8 protein-coding genes are annotated in these 14,535 nt (G+C 64.8%); 4 read left to right on the forward strand and 4 right to left on the reverse strand.

The window, feature by feature from the left end; all coding sequences use genetic code 11:
- The first annotated feature begins 47 nt into the window (after positions 1 to 47).
- Both gatA and gatB read left to right on the forward strand, forming a co-directional pair.
- Positions 48 to 1,532 carry an Asp-tRNA(Asn)/Glu-tRNA(Gln) amidotransferase subunit GatA gene (gatA, locus tag AC13EK_RS23350; RefSeq protein ID WP_069336309.1) on the forward strand — a complete coding sequence of 495 codons (1,485 nt, stop codon included), beginning with the start codon at positions 48 to 50 and terminating at the stop codon, positions 1,530 to 1,532.
- A 1-nt stretch (position 1,533) separates the two neighbouring features.
- The gene (gene gatB / locus AC13EK_RS23355; RefSeq protein WP_010337156.1) at positions 1,534 to 3,039 is read left to right on the forward strand and encodes an Asp-tRNA(Asn)/Glu-tRNA(Gln) amidotransferase subunit GatB; all 1,506 of its coding nucleotides are present in this window, start codon (positions 1,534 to 1,536) and stop codon (positions 3,037 to 3,039) included.
- 275 nt (positions 3,040 to 3,314) lie between these two features.
- On the opposite strand, the gene AC13EK_RS23360 is transcribed toward gatB, so the two are convergent.
- The 4 genes from AC13EK_RS23360 to AC13EK_RS23375 all read right to left on the reverse strand — a co-directional run bounded on the left by AC13EK_RS23360 (position 3,315) and on the right by AC13EK_RS23375 (position 10,558).
- A complete protein-coding gene (locus tag AC13EK_RS23360; RefSeq protein ID WP_277788286.1) occupies positions 3,315 to 6,530 on the reverse strand; it encodes an autotransporter domain-containing protein in 3,216 nt (1,071 codons plus the stop codon).
- A 102-nt stretch (positions 6,531 to 6,632) separates the two neighbouring features.
- On the reverse strand, positions 6,633 to 9,077 hold the full coding sequence (locus AC13EK_RS23365; RefSeq protein WP_069336311.1) for a TonB-dependent receptor: 2,445 nt from the start codon (positions 9,075 to 9,077) through the stop codon (positions 6,633 to 6,635).
- Entirely contained in the window at positions 9,061 to 9,990 is a 930-nt protein-coding gene (locus tag AC13EK_RS23370; RefSeq protein WP_069336316.1) for a FecR family protein, read from the reverse strand. The genes AC13EK_RS23365 and AC13EK_RS23370 overlap by 17 nt, the downstream gene beginning before the upstream one ends.
- Positions 9,991 to 10,045: 55 nt before the next feature.
- Entirely contained in the window at positions 10,046 to 10,558 is a 513-nt protein-coding gene (locus AC13EK_RS23375; protein ID WP_069336315.1) for an RNA polymerase sigma factor, read from the reverse strand.
- Positions 10,559 to 10,716: 158 nt separating this feature from the next.
- Here AC13EK_RS23375 and AC13EK_RS23380 point away from each other — a divergent pair, with 158 nt between their 5' ends.
- Together AC13EK_RS23380 and AC13EK_RS23385 are read left to right on the forward strand one after the other, a co-directional pair.
- The gene (locus AC13EK_RS23380) at positions 10,717 to 11,922 is read left to right on the forward strand and encodes a serine hydrolase domain-containing protein (protein ID WP_483022401.1); all 1,206 of its coding nucleotides are present in this window, start codon (positions 10,717 to 10,719) and stop codon (positions 11,920 to 11,922) included.
- 119 nt (positions 11,923 to 12,041) lie between these two features.
- Positions 12,042 to 14,507 carry a glycogen/starch/alpha-glucan phosphorylase gene (locus tag AC13EK_RS23385; protein WP_069336313.1) on the forward strand — a complete coding sequence of 822 codons (2,466 nt, stop codon included), beginning with the start codon at positions 12,042 to 12,044 and terminating at the stop codon, positions 14,505 to 14,507.
- Positions 14,508 to 14,535 lie beyond the last annotated feature (28 nt).

The raw sequence follows: 14,535 nt of genomic DNA on the forward strand, positions 1-14,535 counted from the left end.
CTCAGTAGAGGGCTTCGACTTCGCTCAGCCCGAACGGGGAAAAGAATTTGACTGATCTTACTGATCTTACAGTGGCGGAAATCCGCGACGGCTTCCGCGCGGGCGATTTTTCGGCACGCGAAGTGGCCGAGGGCTTCAACGCCAATGTTGCCGCTGCCAAGGCGCTGAACGCCTTCATCGTCGAGACGCCGGAAAAGGCGCTGGCAGCGGCCGACGCCGCCGATAAGGCCAAGGCTGCCGGCGAGGCGCTGGGCGCGCTGGCCGGCGTGCCGATCGGCATGAAGGATCTGTTCTGCACCGAAGGCACGCAGACGACCGCCGCGAGCCACATGCTGGAAGGCTTCGTGCCGACCTATGAATCGACCGTGTCGGGCAAGCTGTGGGCGGCCGGCGCGGGCATGCTGGGCAAGCTCAACCTCGACCAGTTCGCCATGGGTTCGTCCAACGAAACGAGCTATTATGGCAATGTGATCTCGCCCTGGCGGCGAGGCGGCGGCGACAATGCCGCACTGGCGCCCGGCGGTTCGTCGGGCGGTTCCTCCTCGGCCATTTCCGCACGGCTCTGTCCGGCGGCGACCGGCACCGACACTGGTGGCTCGATCCGCCAGCCTGCCGCCTTCACCGGCATTTCGGGCATCAAGCCGACCTATGGCCGCTGCTCGCGCTTCGGCATCGTCGCGTTCGCTTCGTCGCTCGATCAGGCCGGGCCGATGGCGCGCACGGTGCGCGACAATGCGATCCTGCTGGAAGTCATGTCGGGCTTCGACCCCAAGGATTCGACTTCGTTTGATCTGGCCGTGCCGCAGTGGGAAGCCAATTTGTCGAGCGATCTCAAGGGCAAGAAGGTCGGTATTCCCAAGGAATATCGCCCCGATGGCCTGAACGCCGAAATCTCCGCCATGTGGGATCGCGGCATCGAATGGCTCAAGGACGCTGGCGCCGAAGTGGTGGAAGTGTCGCTGCCGCATACCCAATATGCGCTGCCGACCTATTATATCATCGCGCCTGCCGAAGCCTCGTCGAACCTCGCCCGCTATGACGGCGTGCGTTATGGCCAGCGCGACCTGCCCGATGGGGCCGGTTTGCAGGACATGTATGCCGCAACCCGCGCCGCCGGCTTCGGCCCGGAAGTGAAGCGCCGCATCATGATCGGCACCTATGTGCTGTCGGCCGGCTTCTATGACGCCTATTATACCCAGGCGCAGAAGGTGCGGGCGCTGATCGCGCGCGATTTCGAACTGGCGTTCGAAAAGTGCGATCTGCTGCTGACGCCGACCGCGCCGAGCGCCTCCTTCGCGCTGGGCGAGAAGCAGGCCGATCCGCTGGCCATGTATCTGAACGACGTCTTCACCGTGCCGGCCTCGCTGGCCGGGTTGCCGGCGATGGCGATCCCGGGCGGGCTGGATTCGGCCGGTTTGCCGATCGGCCTGCAGGTGATCGGCAAGGCGCTGGACGAACAGACCGTGCTGAACGCCAGCCTCGCAATTGAAGAACGCGCTGGCTTCAGCGCACGCCCTGACAAGTGGTGGTAATATGACTGAATCAACCTATCGTATTCAGGGCGCAACCGGCGAGTGGGAGGTCGTGATCGGCCTGGAAGTCCATGCGCAGGTGACGTCGAACGCGAAGCTCTTTTCCGGCGCCGCGACGGCGTTCGGCGCGGAGCCCAATACGCAGGTCAGCCTGATCGATGCGGCCATGCCCGGCATGCTGCCCGTGCCCAACCGCGAGTGCATCCGCCAGGCGGTGCGCACCGGCATGGCGATCGACGCGCAGATCAACAAATGGTCGCGCTTCGACCGCAAGAATTATTTCTATGCGGATCTGCCGCAGGGCTATCAGATCAGCCAGCTCTATCACCCGATCGTGGGTGAGGGGCAGATCGAGATCGTCCTCGACGAGAAGAACCCCGAAGCCAGCACCAAGGTGATCGGCGTCGAGCGCATCCATGTCGAGCAGGACGCCGGCAAGCTGATGCACGACCAGCATCCCACCAGCTCCTATGTCGACCTCAACCGGTCGGGCGTGGCGCTGATGGAAATCGTGTCGAAGCCGGACATGCGTTCGCCTGCTGAAGCAGGAGCTTATCTCTCGAAGCTGCGAACCATTCTTCGCTATGTCGGGTCGTGCGACGGCAATATGGACCAGGGGTCGATGCGCGCCGACGTCAACGTCTCCGTGCGTCGTCCGGGCGAAGAGTTCGGCACCCGCACCGAGACGAAGAATGTGAACTCGGTCCGCTTCGTCATGGCCGTGGTCGAGCATGAGGCGAACCGCCAGGTCGACGTGCTGGAGGCCGGCGGCAAGATCGTGCAGGAAACGCGCCTCTATGATCCGGATCGCAACGAGACCCGTTCGATGCGGTCGAAGGAAGATGCGCACGACTATCGCTACTTCCCCGATCCCGACCTGCTGCCGCTGGAACTGGACGACGCCTTCCTGGAGGAATGCCGCCAGTCGCTGCCGGAACTGCCAGACGCGAAGCTGCGCCGCTATGCGCAGGATCTGGGGCTCTCGGCCTATAATGCCGCGACCCTGACCGCCGACGCCGACACGGCCCGCTGGTTCGAGGCGCTGCTGGCCGAAGGCGCGCGCATCCAGAAGAAGAGCGAGGGCGAGGTCGCCAAGGCTTCGGCCAACTGGCTGCTGTCGGAGCTCTATGGCGCGCTCAACCGCATTGGCAAGAGCCTTGAAGAAAGCCCGGTAAGCCCCGAGGAAGGCGCCGAATTGCTGGCACTGGTAGCCGATGGCACGATCAGCGGCACGATCGCCAAGCAGGTGTTTGAGATCATGCTGGAAACCGGCGACAAGCCCGGCAAGATCGTCGAGGAAAAGGGCCTGAAGCAGACCAGCGACACTGGCGCGATCGAGGCGGCGGTGGCCGATGTCCTCGCCAAGAATGGCGACAAGGTCGAGCAGTATCGCGGCGGCAAGGAAGCCTTGTTCGGCTTCTTCGTCGGCCAGACGATGAAGGCGATGCAGGGCAAGGCCAATCCCCAGGTCGTTAACGAACTGGTCAAGAAGGCGCTCGCCGGCTGACGGCAGAACGTCAATTGATAGGCAAGGAAGGGGTGATGGCGATGCCATTGCCCCTTTTTCTTGGTCGTAGCCACATGCTTGGACGTTGCTGCACCAAGTCACTGCGAGGGCGGAACGGAACTAGCCCATGAAAAAGGGGCGCCGCTCGGGTGAAACCCATGCGACGCCCCTCTTTTTTTGCCTTGGCGTCCCTTGGGGAGGAACATCATGCCGTGGCGCAACTGGCGGACCGGGAGGGTCTGTGGGGTGTGGCCCGCCAATTCCTTATTCAGACGTCACAGGACGAAGTTAACCGTCGCCCGGAATGAGATTGCGACGTGATTTTGTTGTTCTTCCGCACCGAATTCGCCGCCGACGCGGAAGGTGTCGGTGCCGCCATAGAGGCGGGCCCGGCCGGTCCAGCCGCTGGTGCGCTTGTCGGCGACCAGGACGAAGTCATCGCCATCCTTGAAATGGGCGACCGTGTCGCCGAGCGACCCGCCGATCAACTGGCGGCGACCGCCTTCCAGTTCGAACCGTGCCCAGCCATCCTCGCGATTGAGGCTGCCGAAATCATAGCCGGCAGCGATCGTGCCGTTGGCAGTCATTTCATCGCTGGTGCGGCCATCGACGGTCAGGTTGAACGCGTCGCCACCGCCGCTTTCGCTATAGCCGCCTTCCTTCAGGCGATAATAGTCGATGCCCACGCCCGGACGCAGGCTGAAGCGGTTGAACTGGAGCTGATAGGAAGCCCCGGCCGTGGCCGAGTAAAGCTTGCCCGACCAGTCGCCGGTCGCCTTGCGCACGACATCGTCGAGCGCGAAGTTGCGGGTGCCATCAAAGTCGATATGCGCCGCCGAAACGCGCGCGAAGGCCTGGAGCGGACCCCAGCTGCCGCGCCAGTGCGCGGCCAGTTCGAACTGGTCGGAATCCGCCGAGCTGTTGGAGCTGTCGCTGGTGTCCCGGCCATGAATATAGGCGAAGGAGCCACCGAAGGCGCCAAGATCGGTCAGATATTCGACGCCGCCGCCCGCGCCCCAGCCATTAATGTCGTAGGAGGCGGTGTCGCCGATGCTCTTGGAGCTGCCGAACGCCACCTGCTGCAACCAGAAGCCCAGCTTGCCGTCCTTGGTCCGGTAGATGCCGTTGGGATCGGACAGGATGCGCGCGGTCGCCCGCGAGCCGGCGGTGACGGCTTCGAAGGTGCTGCCGGAATGTTCGGGCAGCATCTGGCGCAGCGCACCGTTCAGCGTCTGGCCGTCGGTCACGTCCAGATAGGCGTTGGCCAGCGTGCTGTCATTGTCGAGCGCGTTGAAGATCGCCGAATAGGCCCTTGAAAGCGAACCGGTCAGGCCCAGTTCCGACGTGGTCTTGGCGGCGATCGACAGGGTCACGTCACCGGTCGTCGTGTCGCTGCTGACGCTGCCCTTGAACATATAGGGCAGCAGGGTCGCGCTATCGAGCGCCGGGGTGCCGGACAGCGATGCGGCGCGGACGATGACATAGTCGCCTTCCGATCCGCCGACCTGGGTCAGCGCCACCTTCACCTTGGAACCGCTGGCGAAGCTGGCGGCACCGGCGACGTCATAGACGGTGTTGGTGCCATCGGCGCCGTTGATGGTGACGCCCAGCGCCGAGCCGGAGGAGGCGCTGAGCGAGGCGAGCGCGACCGAACCGGTGTTGCTGACAGCCAGCGTGCCGCCGTTCAGCACCAGCGCCATATTGCCGCTGTTGCTGATCGCGCCGGTATAGCTGGAGGTGCCGTTCAGCGTCATCGTGCCGCTGGCGCTGCCAAAGTCGAGCGCGCCGGTGACGCTGGCGGTATCGGCCAGGGTCAGGGTGGCGCCGGTGCCGGCATAGCTGAGATCGCCGGTCAGGGTCGAACTGCCCGAGAGCGACAGGCTGTTATTGCCCGCGCCCAGGGCGACATCGCCGACGATCCGGCCAGCCGACACCGTCATGACGTCATCGCCCGAGCCGAGCTTGACGTCGCCGACGATGCTGGGCGCGGTCGCGGTCGAGGAGGCGAGTGCCTGGGTCAGCGTCACGCCGCTGCTGTTGGCGCTGAGGTCGATGGCGGTGTTGGTGAGGCCGCCGGTCGCCGAGATGGTGCCGGTGTTGCTGAGGCTGGAGACGGTGCCCGAGGAATCGAGGATCGCGATCGCGCGACCCTTTTCATCATCGGCGGCGACGGCCGCGACGGTGCCGCTGACCTTGACCGAATTGACCTGTGCGCCGGCGTCGATCACCAGGCCGCGCGCGCTGGTGTTGGCGAGCGCCGCGCCCGATGCGGCGACGGTGCCCGAAATCTCGATCGCGTCGCTGGTCGCGCCCGAACCCAGGCGCAGGGCGGTGGCGTTGCTGTCATAGGAGATGGCGGTGATCGATCCGGCAACCAGAACGCCCTTGGATATGTCGACATCGCCGCCCAGGCCGCCGATCACCATCGCATTGGCATCGACACCGTCATAGATGCCATAGCCCGCGATCGCGCCGCGCACGACCACGCCATAGCCCGAACTGTCGCCCTGGACCACGCCGATGCTGGTGTCGGCGCTGGCCGAACCGATCTGCACCGCAGCCGCCGAGCCATAGTTGATGACCGTGGCAGTGGTTTCGGTGCTGTCGAGCAGGCCGTCATCATCGATGTCGGTGTCATCTTCGTCGTCATCATCGCTGGCGGTCGGCGCGACGTCGAACACGATGCCGCCGCTGACATTGCCGGCGATGACGAGGGCGGGGCCGCCCTGCAGCAGGTCATCGGCATCGAGCTTGGTGACGTCGCTCGGGCGGGTGGTGGAGCGATAGCCGGTGCTGACGATCGTGCCCTGGATCTTCACTGCGCCATCGACATCGCCCAGCAGGGCGACGGCGGTGCTGTTCGCGCCCTTGGTGCTGATCGAACCGCGGATCGTGGCGTTGCCATCAATATCGTTGGCGACCACGCCATAGCTGTTGTCGCCGACGACGGCGATGGTGCCATAGGTCGACAGATTGCCGATCAGGGTCGAATTGACGCGGATGCCGGCGCTGTTGTTGCCTTCGATCGAGATCGTGCCGGTGGTGTCGATATTGCCGGTGTGGGCCGCGCCGGATTCGACCAGGATGCCATTGCGGTTCGTCCCTTTGGCGAACGTGCCGTCAATGTCGCCGTCACTGTCCGTGTCGGTCGCGGTATAATCTTCCGTCAGCGTGATCGTGCCGCTGTTGGTGATGTTGCCGGTGGTGCCGGCCTTGACAAGAATGCCGGTCGCATTGTCGGCATCGTTGATGGTCAGCGAACCGGCGTTGCTGACATTGTTGTTGCTGTCCATCGTGATCGCGGTGCCGCTGGTCAGCGTGATGCTGCCGGCGGAGCTGACCGTGATCGCATCGGCCGCGCCCGAGGCGACGGTGGAGGTCTTGACGGCGGTGGTGGTGGATGAACCGATCGTGGTTTCCGCCGCGGCGTTGGTTGCGGTCAGCGCAACCAGAACCGGGGCGATGGCCGTGCAGGCCAGCAAATGTCGCATGATATCTCCTCTGAATGCCGCGCCGTTTGATGGGCACGTACATGCGGGAGGGACGCCGCCGTCGGGCCGGTTCCGTCAGGAAAAATGCCGTCCGGCGTGATTTTAGAAGGCGAAATCCAGGCCGATGCGCACGGTGCGGGGGCGCAGCGGCGTATAATAGTCGGTGCTCAGGTCGAACGGCGTGCCGAGCGAGAAACGATTGCCGTCGCTGTCGAACAGGTTGGTGAGCGAAAGCGAGAGTTCGACCGGGCCGCGCGTGACGGCCGCGGACAGGGCCGTATCGACATAATCGCCCTGTTCGCGGCCCAATATCGGCCCGACGCCCAGGCGCGACTTGCCGACATAGCGGGCCGATGCCGACAGGTGCAGGCGCATGTCGTCACCCAATGGCGCGCGATAGTCGGCGGCGACGCGGCCGCCCAGATTGGCGACATTGGGCAGGGTCAGCGAGCGTCCTTCATAGGACAAGGCACGCACGAACTGGGTCGGCTGGGTCAGGCGGCTGTCATTGTAGATGATCGAGCCATCCAGCGTCAGCGGCGGGATCGGGCGGACCACGATCCGGCCTTCCACCGTATAGATGCGTCCATCACCGATATTGGCGGTGGTCGGCAAGCCGATGCGGTCGGTGACGTCGGCCTGGATATCGCGCCAGTCGGTATAGGCGACATTGCCGCTGAGCGCGATCGTGTCGCGGCCCGGCACGCCCTTGCGGAAGCCCAGTTCCATGGTCGAGATGCGATCATTACGGAAGCTGCGCGCGCGCTGATCGTCGACCGCCAGGCCGCCGGGACGAAAGCCCTGTTCGAACCGGGCATAGAGGGTGAGCCCCTTCACCGCATCGCTGAGCAGCGAGAAGGAGGGGAGGAAGATGGTTTCAGAGCGATCGGCCTGCGCCTCGACACGGGCTAGATCAGCTACGGCTGAGAGCATCGCTACCGGATCGATCGCCTCGCCGCTGAGGCGGCTGTTGGTGAGGCGTCCGCCGACGGTGGCGACCAGCCCCTGGAGCGGTTCGAACGAGGCTTCGCCGAACAGGGTCGCTTCCTTGATCCGGTTGCGCACGCCGGTGGCCGTGGCAGGACGTCCGCGACCATAGACCGGGACGCCCGGCAGGATCTCGATCGCCGGTGCGCTCAGCGGGCCATAGCCGGTCAGCGACCGCTGGATGGTCGAGGTGCTTTCCAGATAGGAAACGCCCAGCAGCCAGCCCAGGCCATTGTCGAGGTCGCGGACCAGCCGGTTTTCGGTCGAGAAAAGTTCGACCTTGTTGCGCTGGCGGAACAGGGCGGGTGCGCCGCCCGGCTGGGTCGCGTCGTAGCTTTCGGCCAGGACATTGCGAACATAGCCGGTCGAGGAGACGAGGCGCAGATCGTCCCACTGATGCTCGATCCGCGCATTGGCCAGGATATAGTCGGAATGATAGGGCTGGGCGACGCTGGAGGCGCGTTCCAGCCGGCCGACCTCGCGGCTGGCATATTGGGCGTCGTCACCCTTGATATGCTGGTAGGCGGTGCTGAGATCGATCGTCCAGTCGTCCGCCGGTGCGATCCGCAGCGTGGCGCGGCCGCCATAAGTGCGGGTGCGGTTGACGTCATCCTTGTCGCGCAGGACATCGTCGATATAGCCGCCTTCCTGCACGCCATAGCCGACGACGCGCAGCGCCACCTTCTCGGCCACGATCGGCAGGTTGAGGATGGCCGACAGGTCGCCGCCCGGATCGCCATGCTGGGTTGCCGACACGCCGGTCGAGATCTGGCCGCCAAATTGGGCGAGATTGGGGGCGTTGGGGATGATGCGGATGATGCCGCCGAGCGAGCCGGCGCCATAGAGCGTGCCCTGTGGCCCTTCCAGCACCTCGACCCCGCCAACGTCATAGAGGCGCAGGTCGGGATCGGGCGCGGCATAGTTGAGGCGCATGTCGCCCAGATATTGACCGGTCGTCGCCTGGGTCGGCCCGGCAACGCCGGAATCGGCTATGGCGCGGATGAACAGCTTGTTGCGGCCGGCACCGGCATGGGTGGAACTCAGACTTGCGACGCGCGAGAGTAGCGCGGCCGTGCCCTGTGCCGCATCGGCGGTCTCGAACAGGCCGCCGGTCACGGTTTCGACCATGCCGGCATAGCGGGGCAGGGGAATGTCGCGCTTGGACGCAGTGACGATGATGTCGGCCGGCGGTTCCTGCGCAACCGGCGCGAGTTGCACCGCTGCGGCTGGCGTCGGCGATGGCGGCGGAGTGCTTTTGCGGGCACGGACGATGCGCCAGGTGCTGCCGTCGATCTGTCTGGCTTTGGCGCCGCTGCCGCGCAGCAACTGGGCAAGGGCACTGGCAGTCGACATGCGGCCCCTGATCGCGGGGGTGGCGATGCCGGCCAGCGACTGGTCCGACATGCCGATGCTGGCGCCGGTTTGACGGCCGAGCGCCACCACCGCCTCGCCCAGGCGTCCCGGAGCGAGGTCGATCGACTGTCTGTCCGCCGCTCGCGCAGGCGATGCGGCCGCTATGGCGAAGGCGGTGACGAAAAGGACGTCAGTTTTGCGACCCATCCCCTTCCTTCAGCAGCCATCCATTCCCCTGTCGGATGGCGGACAGCCCCATCAGGGGCGCGGCAGCGGCGAAGAAGCGGGACGGATCCCGTTCCAGCCGGATCGTGCCGGTAAAGCGCATGGCCTGCGCGCCGGGTGTCGCGGCCAGCGTCATGCCCAGCGAGCGGGCGATATCCTGGGTCACGTCGCCGACCGGCGCATTGGCATAGATGAGCTGGCCCTGGCGCCAGCTGGCGACGGCCTGGGGCGCGACGTCCATCACGCGCAGCCCTTCGGCGCCGTCGCTGAGCGCGCGGCCGGCGGGCAGCGAGATGGCTTCGGCCTGCGGATTGTAGATGACCTTGCCCTCGGACACGCCGATGCGGGTGGCGTTGCCGCTATGGACGATGTTGAAGACGGTGCCGGCATCCTCGAACACGGCGTCGCCCACGGTCACGCGGAACGGATCGGCAGCGTCATGGCGCACGGTGAAGGCAGCTTCGCCCGCATCGAGCGCGGCAAAGCGCGCATTCTTGCGATCGAGGCGCAGGGTGGTGCCGCCGTTCAGTTCGATCCTGGTGCCGTCGTCGAGCGCGATGCTGCGGGTTTCGCCGGGGCGGGTGGTGATGCTGTAGATGTCGCTGCGATTGAGCAGGCCGACCGAGACGGCGGCGACCAGCGCGGCGGCGATCGCGCCGCCGCCGATCCAGCGCAGCGGGCGGCGGTGACGTTCGCCGGCATCATTGGCGGCAACAGGCATGACGACGGGTTCTGCCGGAACCATGTCCGCCAGATCCGCGTCGGCCGCCATCAGCGCATCATAGGCGGTCGCGCGGGCGGGATCGCCCTCCAGCCAGATGGTGAAGGCGTCCCAGTCGTCAAATTCGGGATCGCGCGTGCGGATCACCCACCCGAGCGCCTCCTCGTTCATCATGGCCTGTGCCCTGTTCATTTCTTGCCCCTTGAAGAGCCAGACGCCGCCGATCCGCTCATTCCGTATCCAGACTTTGCTTGAGCGCAAGCATCGCCCGATAGGCCTTTTGCAGATCCTTCTCGACCGTGGTCAGGCTGACCCCCAATTCCTCCGCGATCAGCCGCTGGCCGACCCCCTCTATGCGGAACCGACGGAACACCAGTTCGACGCGGGGGCCAAGGTCGGCCAATATGCCGCGCGCCTGTTCCAGCCGCTGATTGAGGATCATGCGTTCGTCGACTGCCAGATCGTCATTCGGGTCGGTCATCACGCCGCCGGCGCCTTCGGCCCAGTCCTGCTCGCGCCGCTCGCGCCGGGTGGCGGAGCGATAGCGATCGAGCATCAGGTTGTTGGCCATGCGATAGAGATAGGGCAGGGGATCGGCGACCGGCCCCAGATCCTTCGCCTCCAGCTTCATCCACATGTCCTGCAGCAGATCTTCCGCATCCTCGCCCGCACCGCGCGCGCGCAGGAAGCGCAGCAGGGCAGCGCGATTCTGGAAGAAGATAGCAGAAAGGCCCGTGGCCATGCCTGTGGTGCGTCCGGTATTGGCGATCAGGCGGGTTGCCATAGAGGCAGGGGTGGGGTCTTGGCAATGGCAAGGCGTTGATGGACCGGTCATGGCCTGAAATCATTTACCTAGTGCGCGGCTTGCTCTAGCCCGTTTTGGATATGGCAGGAGCGGACATGGCGACAGCGAAGGTGACGGATGCAGCAGCGGCGCAGGCGGCGGGGATGAACCCTGACCGGTTGGACGCGCTGGTCGATCATCTGGACCAGACCTATGTGCAGAGCGGCAAGTTGCCGCATATGCAGATGCTGGTGTCGCGCGACGAGGTGCCGTTGCTGTCGGTCAGCCGGGGGCAGGCGCGCGCGACCGGCGAGCCGTTGCAGGCTGATGCGCTGTTTCGCATCGCGTCCATGACCAAGCCGGTCACCAGCGTTGCCTTCATGCGGCTGGTCGAACTGGGCAAGGTGGCGCTGGACGATCCGGTGACCGACGTGCTGCCCGAATTTGCCGACCTGCGCGTCGGCGCGGACGGAACCGGGCGGATTACGCGGCCGATGCGGATGATCGACCTGCTGCGCCACACATCGGGTCTGACCTATGGGTTGCAACGGCAGACGCCGATCGATGCGCGCTATCGCGAACTGGGGCTGGACGAGTTCCAGCAAAAGCGGTCGTCTGACGAGTTCATCGCCGCGCTGACCAGCCTGTCGCTGGAATTTTCGCCGGGCGAGCGCTGGAATTACGGCGTGTCGACCGATGTGCTGGGTGTGATCGTCGAACGACTGTCGGCGCAGGATCTGGAGACGCATTTTCGTCAGAATATCTTCGATCCGCTGGGCATGAAGGACAGTTTCTTCACCTTGCCCGAGGATCGGACCGATCGGCTGACCGATGCTTGGGGGCTGGGCGAGGACGGGTTGCGGCTTCGTGACCGGGGCGCGGCCAGCAGTTGGCGGCGCAAGCTGCGTTTCCGATCGGGCGGGGGCGGGCTGATCTCTTCGACAGCCGATTATCACCGTTTCGCACGGATGCTGCTGCGCGGTGGCGAGCTTGATGGAGCGCGGCTGTTGCAGCCCGACACGGTGGCGCAGATGCGGAGCAATCACCTGCCCGGCGGCGGCGACCTCGCCAGCATGTCGCAGGCGATGTTCAGCGAAGCCGATTATGCCGGTGTCGGTTTCGGCCTGGGCTTCGCGATGACGCTGGCGAACCAGCAATTTTACTGGGGCGGGGTGTTTTCGACCTATTTCTTCATCGATCCGGTCGAGCGGCTAATCGGCCTGTTCATGACCCAGCATCTGCCGTCCAGCACCTATCCGGTGCGGGCGGAATTGCGGGCCGGGATCGGGGCGGCGATCGTTACGCGCCGCGGTCAGGGCTGAGGCAGGCCAAGCCCGCGGAAAGAAGCGGGAAAAGCCCATGCTGCGCTGCAAAAAATGGATTGGCATGGCGAAGCGCGCTGTGCCATCATCCCGGTGACTCATAGAGGGAGATCCCGGCCATGAATCTCAAGGGCGAGACGCAGCTTCCCAAGCCGGCACCCCGGCAGGTTGATCCGCAGATTCTGGCCCATGAGATTGTCGAGCGATTGACCTATCGCATCGGCAAGGATGCCAAGGCGGCCAAGCCGCATGACTGGCTGCATGCGGTCATCCTCTCGATCCGCGACCGGGTGATCGACGCCTGGATCGAGTCCACCCACAAGACCTATGAGGAACAGGGGCGCCGGGTCTATTATCTGAGCCTGGAATTCCTGATCGGCCGGCTGATGCGCGATGCCGCATCCAATATGGAAATGCTGGACGATTTGCAGGCCGCGCTCGACTCGCTGGGCGTCGACCTGGACCTGATCGCGGCGCTGGAGCCGGATGCGGCGCTGGGCAATGGCGGCCTGGGGCGCCTCGCCGCCTGCTTCATGGAGAGCATGGCGACGGTCGACATCCCCGCCTATGGCTATGGCATCCGTTATGTGAACGGCATGTTCCGGCAGGAGATCAGCGACGGCTGGCAGGTGGAACTGCCGGAAAACTGGCTGGCGCACGGCAATCCCTGGGAGTTCGAGCGGCGCGAGGCGAGTTACGAGGTCGGGTTCGGCGGGCGCGTCGATCCGGCCGAGTGCGAGAATTGCGGCCCCTATCAGATGAGCTGGCGTCCCGCCGAACGGGTGATCGCCACCCCCTATGACACGCCGATCGCCGGCTGGCGCGGCAAGCGGGTCAATACGCTGCGCCTGTGGGAGGCGCAGCCGATCGACCCGATCCTGCTCGACAAGTTCAATGCCGGCGACCATCTGGGCGCGCTGTCCGAAAGCAACCGGGCCGAGGCGCTGACTCGCGTCCTCTATCCTGCCGATAGTTCACCGGCGGGGCAGGAATTGCGGCTGCGGCAGGAATATTTCTTCTCCTCCGCCTCGCTGCAGGACATTGTCCGGCGGCATATCCAATATTTCGGCGATGTCCGCACCCTGCCCGACAAGGCGGCGATCCAGCTCAACGATACCCATCCGGCGGTGTCGGTCGCGGAGTTGATGCGCATCCTGGTCGACGAGCATGGGCTGGATTTCGACGAGGGTTGGGACATTGTTCGCCGCACCTTCGGCTATACCAACCACACATTGTTGCCCGAGGCGCTGGAAAGCTGGCCAGTGCCCTTGTTCGAGCGGCTGCTGCCCCGGCACATGCAGATCGTCTATGCCATCAACAGCCGACTGCTGGGCGAGGCGCGCAAGTCCGGCCAGTTCGACGATCATGCGATCGGCACCATCTCGCTGATCGACGAAGGCGGCGAGCGGCGGGTACGGATGGGCAATCTGGCCTTTGCCGGATCGCACAGCGTCAACGGCGTGTCGGCGCTGCATACCGACCTGATGAAGGTCACGGTCTTTGCCGACCTGCACAAGCTCTATCCCGCGCGGATCAACAACAAGACCAACGGCGTCACCTTCCGCCGCTGGCTGATGCAGTGCAACCATGGCCTGTTCGAGCTGATCCGCGAGGCGATCGGCGACCGCTTCATGGACGATGCCGAGGCTCTGCGCGAGCTTGACAATTTCGCCGACGACACCGCCTTCCAGGAGCGGTTCCTGGCGGTGAAGCGCTTCAACAAGGTCGCGCTGGCCGACCTGCTGCGCAAACGGATCAACGCCCGGATCGACGCCGACGCGCTGTTCGACATCCAGATCAAGCGCATCCACGAATATAAGCGGCAGTTGCTCAACATCATCGAGGCGGTGGCGCTTTATGACCAGATCCGCTCGCATCCCGAAAAAGCCTGGGTGCCGCGGGTCAAGCTGTTCGGCGGCAAGGCGGCGCCCAGCTATCATAATGCCAAGCTGATCATAAAGCTGGCGGGCGACGTGGCCCGCGCGATCAATCATGATCCGTCGGTGCAGGGGCTGCTGAAGGTGCAGTTCGTGCCCAATTACAATGTCTCCATGGCCGAGATGATGATCCCGGCGGCGGACCTGAGCGAACAGATTTCGACCGCCGGTATGGAGGCGTCGGGCACCGGAAACATGAAGTTCGCGGTCAATGGCGCGCTGACCATCGGCACGCTGGACGGCGCCAATGTCGAGATGCGCGATCATGTTGGCGAGGATAATATCGTGATCTTCGGCCTGACCGCGGCCGAGGTGAACCAGCGCCGGGCCGAAGGCTATAATCCGCGCGCGGTGATCGAACAGAGCCGGGAACTGGGACAGGCGCTCAATGCCATTGCCAGCGGCGTCTTCTCGCCCGACGACCCCAACCGCTACAAGGATCTGATCCAGGGTATCTATGACCATGACTGGTTCATGGTGGCGGCCGATTTCGACAGCTATGCCGCCGCCCAGCGGCGGGTCGATGGCATCTGGCAGGATCAGGCATTGTGGGCGAAGAAGGCGATCCACAATGTCGCGCGCATGGGCTGGTTCTCGTCCGACCGGACGATCCGCGAATATGCCGCCGACATCTGGAACATGGGATGATAAGAATGGCCGCTATCGGCGGAGACGG

It is taken from the genome of Sphingobium sp. L-44 (assembly GCF_056859495.1).

Excerpts from the sequence above, each read along its gene's own strand:
- AC13EK_RS23370 (WP_069336316.1), bottom strand. The coding sequence starts at position 9,990 with ATGATGAACGAGGAGGCGCTCGGGTGGGTGATCCGCACGCGCGATCCC.
- AC13EK_RS23360 (WP_277788286.1), bottom strand. The coding sequence starts at position 6,530 with ATGCGACATTTGCTGGCCTGCACGGCCATCGCCCCGGTTCTGGTTGCG.
- AC13EK_RS23385 (WP_069336313.1), top strand. The coding sequence starts at position 12,042 with ATGAATCTCAAGGGCGAGACGCAGCTTCCCAAGCCGGCACCCCGGCAG.
- AC13EK_RS23380 (WP_483022401.1), top strand. The coding sequence starts at position 10,717 with ATGGCGACAGCGAAGGTGACGGATGCAGCAGCGGCGCAGGCGGCGGGG.
- AC13EK_RS23365 (WP_069336311.1), bottom strand. The coding sequence starts at position 9,077 with ATGGGTCGCAAAACTGACGTCCTTTTCGTCACCGCCTTCGCCATAGCG.
- gatB (WP_010337156.1), top strand. The coding sequence starts at position 1,534 with ATGACTGAATCAACCTATCGTATTCAGGGCGCAACCGGCGAGTGGGAG.
- AC13EK_RS23375 (WP_069336315.1), bottom strand. The coding sequence starts at position 10,558 with ATGGCCACGGGCCTTTCTGCTATCTTCTTCCAGAATCGCGCTGCCCTG.